This window comes from Geobacillus sp. 47C-IIb (assembly GCF_014679705.1).
In the GTDB taxonomy this organism is placed as follows: domain Bacteria; phylum Bacillota; class Bacilli; order Bacillales; family Anoxybacillaceae; genus Geobacillus; species Geobacillus thermodenitrificans.
The window spans coordinates 938,775-953,711 of record NZ_CP061473.1 but is presented as its reverse complement, the minus strand read 5'-3'; the positions used below and the strand labels follow the sequence as shown (position 1 = coordinate 953,711).

Below are 14,937 nucleotides of genomic sequence, written 5' to 3'. Positions count from 1 at the left end.
TAGGCGCAGCTGACATTTTCTGCGTTTTTTGCTATAGTAATATCGGAACATTCCGTTGTGATGAGAGGAGAAAGTTTGATGGCTGGACATTCGAAGTGGAAAAATATCCAACGGCGGAAAAATGCTCAAGATGCTAAGCGCGGCAAACTATTTATGAAACTGGCGAAAGAAATTTATGTTGCCGCAAAAAACGGCGGTGGTGACCCGGCGGCCAACCCGAGCCTGCGTCTTGTCATTGAGAAGGCAAAGGCGGCTAATATGCCGGGTGAAAACATTGAACGGGCGATTAAAAAGGCAACGGGGAACCAAGAACATACCAATTATGAGGAAATCCGTTATGAAGGATACGGACCGGGCGGCGTCGCTGTCATGGTTGTCTGCTTGACCGATAATAAAAACCGGACCGCTGCCAACGTGCGTTCAGCATTTTCGAAAAACGGCGGCAACTTGGGGGAAACAGGTTGCGTCTCTTACTTGTTTGAGCGCAAAGGATTGCTCGTCATCGATCGTGAGCAGCACAACATGGAGGAAGATGAGTTGCTGCTTTTGGCGATTGAGGCAGGGGCGGAGGAGATGGAAACGACGGACGAATCGTTCGAAATTTATACAACGCCCGAGTCGTTTGAGACGGTAAAAGAACAGCTTGAACAGCAAGGATTAACGTTTGCGAGCGCGGAAATTACGATGATTCCGCAAACATATACAACGTTATCAGGCGATGAATTGAAAAAGATGTTGAAGTTAATTGATACGCTTGAAGATGATGACGATGTGCAAGAAGTATACCATAACTTGGATGAATCAGTGATTGAGGAACAATAACAATCGTCGGCGGCACGCTGGCGATTTTTTATAGATCGAGGTGGCGAAACATCATAACGGGGGAAACAACAGATAGAAATGTTGCTCCATCGAACAAACGTCAAAGTGTCAAATCGTTGGCGCGCATCTATCAATGACAGCATCGTCACCTGTTTGCTGACTTTGGCTCGGCAGCAGCTTGTTTTTACAAAAAAAGCTAACGAAACAGTAATAAAATGGCGACTGGCGGCGAAACTAATGATGTAAGAAAACTATCATTTTGGAAGAGAGGAACGGACAATGCGAATTCTTTCCATCATGTTGTTGGTTGCTGCAGTCGTGTTGCCGACTCATTCGGCGTTCGCCGCACCAACGCCGGTGAACATGACGATTGTATTGCAGCAGCAATACTTAGACGGAGAGATGAGCGAGGAGAAAAGAACGGAAACGGTTGTTTCGTTAACAGAAATATGGAAAAAGTACCGCGACTGGCAGCTGATTGATCTCGATGGACAGACGATCGTCTTTCGCAAAACGATTAACGACATTTCCCCGTTGTTAAAAACAAACGGCTATTTCGGGCTCACCGATGATGGTACATTATCTATTTTTAACGGTAAACCGAATCAGTCGGGGAAAATTATCCAGTCGTTTTTTCAAATCGATGTACAAAAACTAGAAAGCCATCAGCAGGCGAAATTAAAACAAGGCATCCGCGTCCTCTCGAAAGAACAATATGAACAAGTGATCGAAATGTATCGCCATTTTGCGGTCGTGCATTAAAACGGAATCCCGTGGTGTGAAGCGCATCACGGGATTTGTTTTTTGCTATAATGAAATCGTATGATACAATGAAAGGACGAGAAAAGGAGAGGAGTAGGCATTGATCGAGTTTATCCGCGGATATGTCGATTACATCTGTCCCGAATATATTGTGATCGACCATAACGGCATCGGCTACGAAATTTTTACTCCCAACCCGTTTGCCTTTGAGGAGAGTCGTGAGGCAGCGGTAACGGTATATACATACGAATACGTGCGTGAAGATGTGCACGCTTTATACGGATTTCTAACGCGTGAAGAGCGGAACTTGTTCGCCAAGCTGCTCCAAGTGTCCGGCATTGGACCAAAAGGGGGGCTCGCTATTTTGGCAGCGGGGCGTCCGGATGAGCTGGCACGGGCGATTGAGGAAGAAAATGAAGCATTTTTATGTAAGTTCCCGGGTGTTGGAAAAAAAACGGCACGGCAAATGATTTTAGACTTAAAAGGAAAGCTTACGATGTTTTCAATGCCAACGGCTCCACGACCGGCCGCTTCTCTGTCTGGGGAGCTTGCTGAGGCGATTGCTGCGCTCAAGGCGCTTGGCTATGCGGAACGAGAAATTGAAAAAATTATTCCGGCGCTCCGCGAAGAAACGATGTCGACGGAACAGTACGTGAAGCGGGCGTTGGCCATGTTACTGAAATAAATGGCTGTTGGCAACGAGCCAAAAGGGAGGGACGACGGTGGACGAACGGCTTGTATCTGGATCAGCTTTAGGCGGCGAGGCGGCGTTCGAACCAACCTTGCGCCCGCAATATTTGCATGAATATATCGGGCAAGATAAGGTAAAAGAAAACTTGCAAGTGTTTATTGAAGCGGCCAAGCTGCGTGAAGAAACACTTGACCACGTCTTGTTGTACGGCCCGCCGGGGCTCGGGAAAACGACGCTCGCCGCCATCATTGCGAACGAAATGGGCGTCAAGATGCGGGCGACATCCGGGCCCGCACTTGAGAGGCCCGGTGACTTAGCGGCGCTGTTGACATCGCTTGAGCCCGGGGATGTGTTGTTTATTGACGAAATTCATCGGTTGCCGCGGACGGTTGAGGAAGTTCTCTATCCCGCGATGGAAGATTACTGTTTGGACATTACGGTCGGCAAAGGGCCTGAAGCGCGCTCGCTTCGTCTAGATTTGCCGCCGTTTACGCTTGTTGGAGCGACAACAAGGGCCGGAGCGCTGTCCGCACCGCTGCGCGACCGATTTGGTGTCATCAGCCGGCTTGAATATTATCAAGTGGACCAACTAGCGCAAATTATTGAGCGGGCGGCTGCTATTTTGCATATTATCATCAACAATGAGGCGGCGCTTGAACTGGCACGCCGGGCGCGTGGCACGCCGCGTATTGCCAACCGTCTGCTCCGCCGTGTTCGCGACTTTGCTCAAGTGCGTGGGGACGGGGAAATTACGCTGCCGCTCGCCGTCGAGGCACTTGAGCGGCTGCAAGTCGATCGACTCGGGCTTGATCACATTGACCATAAGCTGCTTTTAGCGATCATTGAAAAGTTTGCCGGCGGTCCGGTTGGACTCGAAACGATGGCAGCCGTGATCGGAGAAGAAGCGCAAACGATCGAGGAAGTATATGAGCCGTATTTGCTGCAAATCGGCTTATTGCAGCGAACGCCGCGCGGGCGTGTCGCCACGCCGGCGGCGTATGCCCATTTAGGAATGGAGGTTCCGAAGCGGTGAACAGCTTGCCTAAGTTGATTATGATAATCGGCGTTGTGCTTATCATCGTTGGGTTTGTTATGCAGTTTGTCAAACTCGGCCGCTTGCCGGGGGATATCGTCATCCGCAAAGGAAACATGACCTTTTATTTTCCGATCGTCACATCGATATTGCTAAGCGTCGTATTATCATTGATTTTTTACGTGCTCGGGCGATTTCGCTAAAGAAAGGAGAACTTTATGAAAGTTGACTTGTTTGATTTCCATTTGCCTGAGGAACTCATTGCACAAACGCCGCTCCCGGATCGGGCGGCGTCGCGGCTGATGGTGCTCGATAAACAAACAGGGGCCATCCGTCATGAAACATTTCGCAACATTATTTCGTATTTACACCCTGGCGATTGTCTCGTCTTAAACGACACCCGTGTCATGCCGGCGCGTCTGTACGGGGAAAAAGCGGAAACGGGCGGGATGGTCGAGGTGCTCTTGTTAAAACAGTTAGACGGCGACCGTTGGGAGACGCTCGTCAAGCCAGGCAAACGGGTCAGACCGGGAACGAAGCTCGTCTTTGGCGGCGGGAAACTTCAAGCCGTTTGTCTTGATACGCTTGAGCATGGCGGCCGGGTGCTTGAATTTTCGTACGAAGGGCTGTTTTATCAAGTATTGGCTGAACTTGGCGAAATGCCGCTCCCGCCGTATATTAAAGAAAAGCTCGATAATCCGGAGAGGTATCAGACGGTGTACGCTCGTGAAATCGGCTCAGCGGCAGCGCCAACAGCCGGCCTTCATTTCACTGAGGAGCTGCTTGACGCCATTCGGGAAAAAGGGATACATATCGCCTTTATTACGCTTCATGTTGGGCTCGGTACATTCCGGCCGGTGCAAGTGGATGACGTCGAAAAACACAATATGCACGCTGAGTTTTATCAAATGAGTGAGGAAACGGCGGCGATATTGAACCGCGTGCGTGCGAACGGCGGCCGCATTATCGCCGTCGGTACGACATCGACGAGGACACTTGAGACGATCGCCAATCGGCATGATGGCCGGTTTGCCGCTGAGAGCGGTTGGACGGACATTTTCATTTATCCAGGCTATGAGTTTAAAGCCATTGATGGGCTCGTGACGAACTTCCATTTGCCGAAATCGACACTCATTATGTTAGTGAGTGCATTCGCCGGACGCGAGCATATTTTGCACGCGTATGAAGTGGCGGTCAAAGAGCAGTACCGCTTTTTCAGCTTCGGCGATGCGATGCTCATCATTTAAGAAAGGAGAACAGCACGTTGACGACACCGATTCGCTTTGAACTGATCAAAACGTGTCGGCAGACAGGAGCGCGCCTTGGCATTCTCCACACGCCGCACGGCTCGTTTGAAACACCGATGTTTATGCCAGTCGGGACGCTTGCGACGGTCAAAACGCTATCGCCAGAAGAGTTGAAGGAAATGGGGGCAGGCGTCATTTTAAGCAATACGTACCATCTTTGGCTGCGCCCAGGCCATGACATTGTCGCTGAGGCGGGCGGCCTCCACGCTTTTATGAACTGGGATCGCGGCATTTTGACGGATTCCGGTGGATTCCAAGTGTTTAGCTTGAGCGAATTTCGCCGGATTGAGGAAGAAGGTGTCTATTTCCGCAACCATTTAAACGGCGACAAGCTGTTTTTATCGCCGGAAAAAGCGACTGAAATCCAAAATGCGCTCGGTGCTGACATCATCATGGCGTTTGACGAATGTCCGCCGTATCCGGCGACGTATGACTATATGAAACGGTCGGTCGAGCGGACGAGCCGCTGGGCGGAGCGCTGCCTGAAAGCCCATCGACGCTCGAATGAACAAGGGCTGTTTGGCATCGTCCAAGGCGGTGAATATGAGGACTTACGCCGGCAAAGCGCGCGCGATTTAGTGTCGCTCGATTTTCCTGGCTATGCCGTCGGTGGGTTGTCGGTCGGCGAGCCGAAAGATGTGATGAATCGGGTGCTTGAGTTTACAACGCCACTTTTGCCGACGGACAAGCCCCGCTATTTAATGGGCGTCGGTTCACCCGATTCACTCATTGACGGTGCGATCCGCGGCATCGACATGTTTGACTGCGTCTTGCCGACGCGCATCGGCCGCAACGGAACGGTTATGACGAGTGAGGGGCGGGTTGTCATTAAAAACGCCCAGTACGCCCGTGACTTCACACCGCTTGATCCGAACTGCGATTGCTATACGTGTCGAAACTACACGCGCGCCTATATTCGCCATCTCATTAAATGTGATGAAACATTTGGTATCCGGCTCACGTCTTACCATAACGTCTATTTTTTGATAAAATTAATGGAGCAGGTGAGACAAGCGATTCGTGAAGATCGACTCGCCGATTTCCGTGAGGAATTTTTTGAGCGTTACGGCTTTAACAAGCCAAACGCGAAAAACTTTTAGTCATTAGAAAGGAGGGGGATTGAATGAACGCGACGATTGCGAATTTATTGCCGATCGTGCTGTTTTTCGTCATTTTCTACTTTTTGCTTATTCGCCCACAGCAAAAGCGGCAGCGCGCCGTCCAACAAATGCAGGCGAATTTGAAAAAAGGCGATAAAATCGTCACGATTGGCGGTTTGCATGGCATCATCGACTCGGTCGATGAAGATAAAATCATCATCCGCGCCGGTGACGGCACGCGGCTTACATACGACCGTTCTGCGGTGCGTGAAGTTGTCGGAAAGCAACGCATAACCTAAATGGAAAGCAACGGCTGACAGCGTTAGAAATGGAGCTGTCATCGAAAAGATGAATACTGACGACAAAAAAGCGGCTGTTTCGTTTGGAAACAGCCGCTTTCACATTGAGACACTCGCTTATGTCCGCTCGCGGCGAGCCGGTGACAGGTTGACACCGACGATGCCGCCAAGGGCAGCAGAGACAAAAAAGAGAAGATGATACAGCCATTGTTGGGCTGTAAATGGCTTTTCGATGCCAAGAAATTGAAACAAAAAGATGATCGCGGTAAATAAGAAGCCGGTCAGTCCGCCGGCAAGCCATCCCTTTTCTTGACTTTTTCCGCCAGCAACGATGCCGCCGATGAACATCGAAATGACCGAGACGGCAAAAATTATCCATGTAAGCGACGATTCCTGGATGTCCGTCCATTTAAGCAACAACGAAAAAATGAAGCTAACGAGCGCTGCCAAAACGAAAATGGTGGAGACCCCGTATACGAGTGCGCTGCCAAGTCGTGACACCGTGTTCCCTCCCTGATCACAACCGTTTTACCACCATATATATTCGTTGCCGGACATGTTTAGAAGTCTATTTTCGTCCGTTTTTCCCAGCTAGCCAATGAAGCCCCGGGAGATAGACGAGCTCTTCGCGCTTGATGAGCCGAAAGAACAGAAGGACAGTGATATATAAAACGATCGTCGCCACCATGGCGAACAGTGTCCATAATGACGAAGGTGTGGCTATAGGTGGATAGTGGAAAAGCACATAGCCGGCCACACCGGTGACAGTGATGGCAATCGTTGCTTTCGCATACTCGCGCGCATGGATCGAAAAGGAGACGGCTTTGACGACAGTGGCGAAATGGAGAAACGTCACAAGCACCGTGCCGATGGATGTTGCAAGCGCCGCCCCCATAATGCCTAAACTAGGACGTGAGGCGAGGGTGAAGATACAAGCGAGCTTGACGACTGCCCCGATCAAGCTGTTCGTCATGGCTGCGTTCGCCAAGTCGAGTCCTTGCAATACGGCTTGGAGCGGGCCTTGGAAATAATAAAATAAGAAGAACGGAGCCATCACTTGAATAAAGATGGCCGCTTCACTTGTGCCGTACATCCACCACATGAGCGGTTCGGCAAAAATGTATAGCACGACGGCGGAAAGACCGCCAGTGACAAGCGATAGGCGCATTGCCTGGGCGATCCGGTATTCAACTAAAACCAACTTGTTTTGCGCCATTGCCTCACTAATGGCCGGTACAAGCGCTGTCGAGAGCGCGTATGTAATGAATGACGGCAAGGTGAGCAACGGCAGCGCGTAACCGACGAGCTGGCCATACTGCTTCGTGGCGACGGAGGAGGCTACACCGGCAAGAGCTAAGCTGTTGGCGACGACGATCGGTTCGAAAAACCAAGAAAGTGAGCCGATCAAGCGGCCGCCGGTCGTTGGCAAGGCGATCCGCATGAGACGGATGAACGTCTCTTTACCGGCTTGCACGTAGCGAAAAAATTTCGCCCGCAGACGGATTGACTTTTTAAACTTAAATAAGAACAACAAATACAATAAGGCGGCTAGTTCACCAAGGACAGATGATGCCATGGCGCCGGCGGCGGCGTACTCAACGCCATACGGCAAGAGCGGCCTTGTGCATAGAGCGATCAAGCTGATACGGACGATTTGTTCAATCAAAAGCGAGTAGGCGTGCGGCTTCATTTGTTGGCGCCCTTGAAAATAGCCGCGCAACACCGAGGAAATCGCCACGATCGGCACGACCGGGGCGATGGCCATTAGCGGGTAGTATGTGCGCGGGTCGGTGAACATCGTCTGTGAAAGCCATGGTGCAATAGCAATGAGCGTTGGCAAAAATACGGTGCTCAGCACTCCCGTCGTTGTAAGCGACACGACAAGAATTTTTTTCACCCGCTGCCGGTCGCCGGCCGCTTCCGCCTCAGCGACGAGTTTGGAAATGGCGACAGGAAGCCCGATTTGGGTCGCCGTAATGGCTAACGATAGCGTCGGTACGGCCATCATGTACAGCCCGACCCCTTCATCCCCGATCATCCGGGCGACGACGATACGGTTGATGAAACCGAGAATTTTCGTAATAAAACCGGCGGCGATTAAAATGATCGTCCCTTGCAAAAATTTAGACATCTTCTTTCCCTGCCTTCTCAAATGCCTTAATCTTTTATACAATATATGCTAGATACATGGCCAAGCATGACAAGGATCATAGCTGGCATGGCGCGGGAGGGTGAGAGATGGAAGGGGAAAAACGGCTGCGCGAACAGCTCATGCCGGCGCTCGAATGCAAATATGACGAGTTTCGTTTGCTCGGGTACACACAAGTAACGATCGACGGGCTATGGGAATGTTTGTGTGCTCGAAAGTGGAAAAACGCGCTGGCGGAAAAAAAACTATATGAGCTTGTCAGCGACATTTTGTCGCTTTCGCCGGGGGAATACATGGCATTTTTGACGATGCGTTCGTATGAACAGCAGCGGGAAACTGGCGGCGATGATTTAGAAAACGTTCTCAAAGAGTTGTTATAGCGAAAAATTGACACCAATGGCCGACTGGCGCATAATGGAAGTCGAAACCGATGTGTTCAACGATGGTGCTGTAGAAGCCGCCGGGCGTCAAGATGAATCGAAGGAGGATTTTACAACGAATGGTAAAACGAAGTCGCATCGTCACGTTTTTTTTGCTCGTGCTCCTATTGGCTGGAGTGATCGGACCGACGATTCAAGGAATTTTACATAATATCAAGCTCGGCCTTGATTTGCAAGGCGGTTTTGAAGTGTTGTATGAGGTGAAGCCGGCGAAAAAAGGCGATAAAATTGACCAGGAAACGCTCCAAAGCACGGTCAGCGCCTTAAACAAGCGGATTAACGTCCTCGGCGTCAGCGAGCCGCGCGTCGACATCGAAGGCGAAAACCGTATTCGCGTCCAGCTCGCCGGGGTGAAGGATCAAAACGAGGCACGCGAAATTTTGGCCACCCAGGCAAAGTTGACGTTCCGTGACGTCAATGACAACGTGCTCATGGACGGGAGCGATCTTGTCCAAGGCGGAGCGAAGCTGTCGTTTGATGAGAACGGCCAGCCGAGTGTCGCTATTAAATTGAAAGATGCCGATAAGTTTCGCCAAGTGACGGAAAAAGTGTACAACATGGGGCCGCCGAACAATATTTTGGTCATTTGGCTTGATTTTGAAGAAGGGGTTGACTCGTACCAAAAAGAAGCGGGCAAAGCGGATCCGAAATTTATTTCCGCTGCTTCGGTCAACCAAGTTTTCAATCAGACAGACGTGTCGATTGTCGGCAACTTTACGGTGAAAGAAGCACAGCAGCTGGCTGATCTGTTAAACGCCGGCGCGCTTCCAGTCGAATTGCATGAAATTTACTCGACGTCTGTTGGCGCCCAATTCGGGAAAAACGCCCTGCAAACAACGATGTTGGCTGGCATCATCGGTGTTGCTGCCATCTTCTTGTTTATGATTTGGTTTTACCGATTGCCAGGCGTGATTGCCGTCATTACACTGTCGGTGTACATTTATTTGATTCTGTTATTGTTTGATTGGATGAACGGCGTCTTGACGTTGCCAGGCATTGCCGCCCTTATTTTAGGGGTCGGGATGGCGGTCGACGCCAACATTATTACGTATGAGCGAATCAAGGAAGAGTTAAAGCTTGGCAAATCGATGCTGTCGGCGTTTCGCGCCGGCAACCGAGGTTCGTTTGCAACGATTTTTGACGCCAACATTACGACGATCATCGCCGGCGTCGTCCTGTTCATTTACGGAACAAGCTCGGTCAAAGGGTTCGCGACGATGCTCATTATCAGCATTGTCGCCAGCTTTGTCACTGCTGTCTACGGCACGCGCCTTTTGCTCGGGCTGCTCGTCTCAAGCCGCTGGCTTGATAAGAAACCGGGTTATTTCGGCGTGAAAAAATCGGAAATCTTAAACATTGCCGAAACGACCGATGAGACAGAAGTGCCGACGAAGTTTGACCGTTGGGATTTTATCAAACATAGCAAAAAGTTTTTCCTGTTCTCCATCGCCTTGACGATTGCCGGTGTCATTTCACTTTTTGCCATGGGGCTCAATCTCGGCATTGATTTCACGAGCGGGACGCGCATTGAGGTGACGAGCAGTCAACCGATTGAAGCCAAGGAGCTAAGCGACTATTTTGAACAGCTTGGTCACAAGCCGGAGGATGTCGTTTTATCTGGCACGGACGGGAAAACAGGCGTCGTCCGCTTGATCGGAGTGCTTGACAAGCAGGAAATTGCGAAAATCAAAAGTGAGCTGAAAACGACGTACGGGCATGAACCCAACATCAGCACCGTGTCGCCCGTTGTCGGCAAGCAGTTAGCGCGAAACGCGCTCATTGCCGTGCTCATTTCGTCGATTGGGATCATTCTTTATGTGACGATCCGCTTTGAATGGCGGATGGCGTTAGCTGCTATCATCGCCTTATTGCACGATGCGTTTTTCATCATTACTGTGTTCAGCTTGACGCGGCTTGAGGTTGATTTGACGTTCATCGCCGCCGTGTTGACGATCATTGGTTACTCGATCAATGATACGATTGTCACGTTTGACCGCATTCGCGATCTCATGAAAAAACGGAAAGTGAAAACGGTCGACGATTTAAGGCGCATCGTCAACCGAGCGTTGCAGCAAACGTTCACACGCTCAATCAACACCGTATTGACCGTTTTGTTTACGGTGATTGCCTTACTTCTGTTTGGCAGCGAGGCGATCCGCAACTTCAACCTTGCCTTGCTCGCCGGCCTGTTGTGCGGCGTCTATTCCTCGCTGTTTATCGCTGCACAGCTGTGGCTCGTTTGGAAAGGAAATGCGCTCAAAAAAGGCAAAGGGACGAAAAAAATCACGCCGGAAACCGAGCCGCACCTGTAATGTCCGCACCGGAAAAAGTGCTTGCGCTTTTTCCGGTGCTTTTTCTTTTAACGACGATGCTTGGAACGGAAAATGGATACACTAATGGCCAGATGAAACATAAACGGCTGGGATGCTGCTAGACGTGAAGTGGGGGAAGATGGCCATGGAAAACGAACAGCGATTCAGGCAGGCGAAAACAGCAGCGATCATTGGCATTGTCGGCAACATAGCGCTTGCCGCCATCAAGGCAATCGTTGGGGTGTGGAGCCAAAGTCAGGCACTGATCGCCGATGCCGCTCATTCGGCATCCGATGTTGCTGGATCGTTCGCCGTTTGGATCGGACTGCGAGCCGCGGCGCGCCCGCCGGATGAAGACCATCCGTACGGGCACGGAAAAGCGGAATCGATCGCTGCCATTATTGTGGCGGTCCTTTTGTTTCTTGTTGGGCTCGAGATCGGACGATCAGCGCTCATGTCGTTTTTCGCCCCACTGTCGCCACCGGGGATGGCGGCCATTTATGTTCTGTTGTTATCGATCGTTGTCAAAGAGGCGATGTTTCGCTATAAATACCGGCTAGGGAAACAGCTCAATAGCGATGCCTTAGTTGTCAACGCCTATGAACATCGCTCTGACGTCTTCTCTTCGCTTGCTGCGCTCGTTGGTGTTGGTGCTGCCATTCTCGGCGGAAAGTGGGAAATCGGCTGGCTCGTGTATGCCGACCCTCTCGCTGGGCTGTTCGTCGCCATTCTTGTTTTAAAAATAGCGTGGGAGCTTGGTCGGAAGTCGATCCATACGGCAATCGACCACGTGCTCCATGAGGAGGAAACGGGCTATTTGCGGGAGGCGGTGCTGTCGGTTCCTGACGTGCGGCAAATTAACGAGCTATATGCGCGCGAGCATGGTCATTACGTTATTGTCGATTTGAAGATCGCCGTTGATCCACGGCTGACAGTCGAAGAAGGACACCGGATTGGGAAAAAAGTAAAGGAAAAGTTGCTGACACTTCCGCGCGTCCGCAATGTGATGGTGCATATCAATCCGTATGATCCGCAAAAAAACACGTAATGTCGTTGCCTGCCCTTTTCTCCTTTTTGTATAATAAGGAGAGTTGAGGTGGGGGACATGTTAAAAGCGAAAACGCGTTGGGAAGTAGATTGCCCCGACGAACAGACGGTGAGGCGGCTGGCCGAGGAAGCCGACATCGCGCCGTTGTTAGCAAAGCTTCTTGTCCGCCGTGGCGTGCGGACGGCAGCGGAAGCGGCCGCGTTTCTTGATCCCCTTGGACAGCCGTTTCATGATCCGTTTCTACTTGATGGGATGGAACGGGCGGTTCGGCGCTTAGAGCGGGCGATCAACACCGGCGAACTTGTGCTTGTCTATGGCGACTATGATGCCGATGGCGTCTGCAGTACGTCGGTGATGGTGAGCGCCCTTAAAGAGGCGGGAGCGTCGGTCGAATTCTACATTCCCAACCGCTTTACGGAAGGATACGGTCCGAATCTGGCGGCATTTCGTGCCGCGAAAGAGCGGGGCGTGTCCGTTATTGTGACGGTCGACAATGGAATTGCAGCGGTCGATGAAATCGCTGCCGCTAATGAGTGGGGGCTTGATGTCATTGTGACCGACCACCATGAACCGGGTCCGGTGTTACCGGAGGCGTACGCGATCATTCATCCGAAAAAGCCGGGAAGTACATACCCGTTTCGCGATTTGGCCGGCGTCGGCGTCGCATTTAAAGTTGCTCATGCGTTGCTTGGACGGGTGCCGCGCCATTTGCTTGATTTGGTAGCGATCGGGACGATTGCCGACTTAGTGCCGCTCGTTGGGGAAAACCGTCTGCTCGCCGCACAAGGGCTCGAGGCGCTGCGCGAAACGAACCGCGTTGGGTTGCGCGCCCTTTGGCGGCAATGCCGTATTGATGCGATGACAGTAAATGAACAGACGGTCGGTTTTGCTATCGCGCCGCGGCTGAATGCGGCCGGCCGCCTCGGCGGCGCCGATCCGGCCGTGGCGCTGTTAATGACAGACGATGAGGGCGAAGCCGCACGGTTGGCCCAAGAAATGGATGAACTAAACCGTGAACGCCAGCAGCTTGTGGCGCAAATGGCTGAAGAAGCGGCAGAGATGGTACGGCGTCAGTTTCCGCCTGAAGAGCATCGCGTTCTTGTTGTCGCGGGTGAAGGATGGAATCCGGGGGTTGTTGGCATCGTTGCCTCGAAACTTGTTGAGCAGTTTTATCGTCCAGCGGTTGTGCTTTCGATGGATCGGGAAAAAGGAATCGCCAAAGGGTCGGCTCGCAGCATTCACGGCTTTGACCTCTTTGCAAGTTTATCGCAATGTCGTGACATTTTGCCTCATTTTGGTGGCCATCCGATGGCGGCGGGAATGACCTTAGCGCTTGATGATGTCGAAGAACTGCGGGAGCGGTTGAATGCCATCGCCGCTAGGACGTTGTCAGATGATGATTTTACACCGCCGACGTTTATTGATGCTGCCTGCTCTGTTGATGAGCTGACGTTGTCGGCCGCGCGCAGCTTTGAGCGGCTTGCCCCGTTTGGTGTCAGCAATCCGCGGCCGCTTCTTCTTATTGAAGAGGTGGCGGTTGAAACGATGCGCCGCGTCGGAGCGAACGGCGCCCATATGAAAGCGGTCTTTTCCCAAAATGGTGCAGCGATTGATGCCATTGGCTTCGGTCTCGGGCCGCTTTGCGAGGAGATCGCCCCTGGGGCGTGCGTCTCGGCCGTCGGAGAGCTTTCGGTGAATGAATGGAACGGGTTAGCGAAGCCGCAGTTGTCGTTATGTGATGTAGCGGTAAGCAGCTGCCAAGTGTTTGATGTCCGCGGCTGCCGCGATGTCCACCCGCTTATTGAGCGAATGCCGAAAGAGAAACGGCTGCTTGTCCTGTTTCGCCGCGAAACCGAAAATCAATTAGATTTGGCGGCGTTTCGCGACGAACTTCATTATGTAGCAAGTGATGAAGAGGCGGGCGCCTTGGCGATTGACGGCCGCTATGTCGTGCTGCTTGACTTGCCGCCAAAGCTCCGCCGACTCGCTGTCTTGCTTGGCAACGGGCAGCCGGAGCGCATTTACGCGGTGTTTGCGCAGCCGGAAGCGCAGTTTTTTCGCACGTTTCCGACGCGCGACCATTTTAAATGGTTTTATGCCTTTTTGCATAAATACCGTTCGTTTCCGCTCGCCGAGCGGGGCGGACAGCTGGCGCGCGCCCGTGGCTGGACGGAAGAGACGGTTCATTTTATGGCGAAAGTATTTTTAGAGCTTGAGTTTATTCGCGAACAAGACGGCGTCATCTCACTTGTCCATGCGCCAGAGAAGCGTGATTTGCATGAATCACCGACATATCGCCGCCGGCGGGACGAGCTTGAGGTGGAACAGCAGTTATTATATTCCACTTATGAGCAGTTGAAACGCTGTTTAGCAGAAATGACACGTTCGCAAACGTACGAGGAGGCAAACGTATAATGGATTTAAAACAGTATATTACAATCGTGCCTGATTTTCCGAAACCGGGAATTTTATTTAAAGACATTACGACGCTGATGGACAACGGGGAAGCGTACAAATACGCCACCGACCAAATTGTCGAATACGCACGCGAAAAGCAAATTGATATCGTTGTTGGTCCGGAGGCGCGCGGGTTTATCATCGGATGCCCGGTTGCCTATGCACTCGGTGTTGGTTTTGCACCGGTACGCAAAGAAGGAAAATTGCCGCGTGAAGTCGTTCGTGTTGAATACGGATTAGAGTATGGAACAGATGTGCTGACGATGCACAAAGACGCCATCAAGCCGGGGCAGCGCGTCTTGATTACCGACGATTTGTTAGCGACAGGCGGCACGATGCGGGCGACGATCGATTTAGTCGAACAATTAGGTGGAGTAGTGGCCGGTTTGGCATTTTTAATTGAGCTCACAGAGCTTGGTGGGCGCAAAAAATTGGAAGGATACGATATTTTAACGCTCATGCAGTTTTAAAATAGTCGACATTGTTCGCTTCTTCCGCTACAATAGAGAAAAAAGGG

General features: G+C 51.5%; 15 protein-coding genes. 13 read left to right on the top strand and 2 right to left on the bottom strand.

The window, feature by feature from the left end; translation table 11 throughout:
• Window positions 1-78: 78 nt before the first annotated feature.
• The 8 genes from IC804_RS04855 (at window position 79) to yajC (ending at window position 6,014) form a co-directional block, all read left to right on the top strand.
• On the top strand, window positions 79-822 hold the full coding sequence (locus IC804_RS04855; protein WP_008881051.1) for a YebC/PmpR family DNA-binding transcriptional regulator: 744 nt from the start codon (window positions 79-81) through the stop codon (window positions 820-822).
• Between the two features lie 279 nt (window positions 823-1,101).
• Complete coding sequence (locus IC804_RS04850) at window positions 1,102-1,584, top strand: intercompartmental signaling factor BofC (RefSeq protein ID WP_008881050.1); 483 nt, start codon at window positions 1,102-1,104, stop codon at window positions 1,582-1,584.
• A gap of 100 nt (window positions 1,585-1,684) precedes the next feature.
• Entirely contained in the window at window positions 1,685-2,269 is a 585-nt protein-coding gene (gene ruvA / locus IC804_RS04845; RefSeq protein ID WP_011887895.1) for a Holliday junction branch migration protein RuvA, read from the top strand.
• Window positions 2,270-2,306: 37 nt separating this feature from the next.
• On the top strand, window positions 2,307-3,308 hold the full coding sequence (ruvB, locus tag IC804_RS04840; protein ID WP_011887894.1) for a Holliday junction branch migration DNA helicase RuvB: 1,002 nt from the start codon (window positions 2,307-2,309) through the stop codon (window positions 3,306-3,308).
• Window positions 3,305-3,511 (top strand): DUF2905 domain-containing protein, encoded by a 207-nt coding sequence (locus tag IC804_RS04835; protein ID WP_008881047.1) that lies wholly within the window; start codon window positions 3,305-3,307, stop codon window positions 3,509-3,511. The genes ruvB and IC804_RS04835 overlap by 4 nt, the downstream gene beginning before the upstream one ends.
• A 15-nt stretch (window positions 3,512-3,526) precedes the next feature.
• Window positions 3,527-4,555 (top strand): tRNA preQ1(34) S-adenosylmethionine ribosyltransferase-isomerase QueA, encoded by a 1,029-nt coding sequence (gene queA, locus IC804_RS04830; RefSeq protein ID WP_008881046.1) that lies wholly within the window; start codon window positions 3,527-3,529, stop codon window positions 4,553-4,555.
• A gap of 17 nt (window positions 4,556-4,572) precedes the next feature.
• Complete coding sequence (tgt, locus tag IC804_RS04825) at window positions 4,573-5,715, top strand: tRNA guanosine(34) transglycosylase Tgt (protein WP_008881045.1); 1,143 nt, start codon at window positions 4,573-4,575, stop codon at window positions 5,713-5,715.
• A gap of 23 nt (window positions 5,716-5,738) precedes the next feature.
• On the top strand, window positions 5,739-6,014 hold the full coding sequence (gene yajC, locus IC804_RS04820) for a preprotein translocase subunit YajC (RefSeq protein WP_008881044.1): 276 nt from the start codon (window positions 5,739-5,741) through the stop codon (window positions 6,012-6,014).
• A gap of 117 nt (window positions 6,015-6,131) precedes the next feature.
• Here yajC and IC804_RS04815 read toward each other — a convergent pair whose 3' ends face one another.
• Window positions 6,132-6,515, bottom strand: coding sequence for a TIGR04086 family membrane protein (locus tag IC804_RS04815; protein WP_008881043.1), 384 nt, complete (start codon window positions 6,513-6,515; stop codon window positions 6,132-6,134).
• Between the two features lie 67 nt (window positions 6,516-6,582).
• Window positions 6,583-8,145 carry a stage V sporulation protein B gene (gene spoVB, locus IC804_RS04810; RefSeq protein ID WP_008881042.1) on the bottom strand — a complete coding sequence of 521 codons (1,563 nt, stop codon included), beginning with the start codon at window positions 8,143-8,145 and terminating at the stop codon, window positions 6,583-6,585.
• A 107-nt stretch (window positions 8,146-8,252) separates the two neighbouring features.
• On the opposite strand from spoVB, the gene IC804_RS04805 reads away from it, so the two are divergent.
• The 5 genes from IC804_RS04805 (at window position 8,253) to IC804_RS04785 (ending at window position 14,890) form a co-directional block, all read left to right on the top strand.
• A complete protein-coding gene (locus tag IC804_RS04805) occupies window positions 8,253-8,543 on the top strand; it encodes a post-transcriptional regulator (RefSeq protein ID WP_011887891.1) in 291 nt (96 codons plus the stop codon).
• 119 nt (window positions 8,544-8,662) lie between these two features.
• Entirely contained in the window at window positions 8,663-10,915 is a 2,253-nt protein-coding gene (gene secDF, locus IC804_RS04800) for a protein translocase subunit SecDF (protein WP_081156948.1), read from the top strand.
• A gap of 145 nt (window positions 10,916-11,060) precedes the next feature.
• The gene (locus tag IC804_RS04795) at window positions 11,061-11,963 is read left to right on the top strand and encodes a cation diffusion facilitator family transporter (protein ID WP_041264613.1); all 903 of its coding nucleotides are present in this window, start codon (window positions 11,061-11,063) and stop codon (window positions 11,961-11,963) included.
• A gap of 57 nt (window positions 11,964-12,020) precedes the next feature.
• On the top strand, window positions 12,021-14,378 hold the full coding sequence (gene recJ, locus IC804_RS04790) for a single-stranded-DNA-specific exonuclease RecJ (protein WP_029760671.1): 2,358 nt from the start codon (window positions 12,021-12,023) through the stop codon (window positions 14,376-14,378).
• Window positions 14,378-14,890, top strand: coding sequence for an adenine phosphoribosyltransferase (locus IC804_RS04785; RefSeq protein ID WP_008881037.1), 513 nt, complete (start codon window positions 14,378-14,380; stop codon window positions 14,888-14,890). The genes recJ and IC804_RS04785 overlap by 1 nt, the downstream gene beginning before the upstream one ends.
• Window positions 14,891-14,937 lie beyond the last annotated feature (47 nt).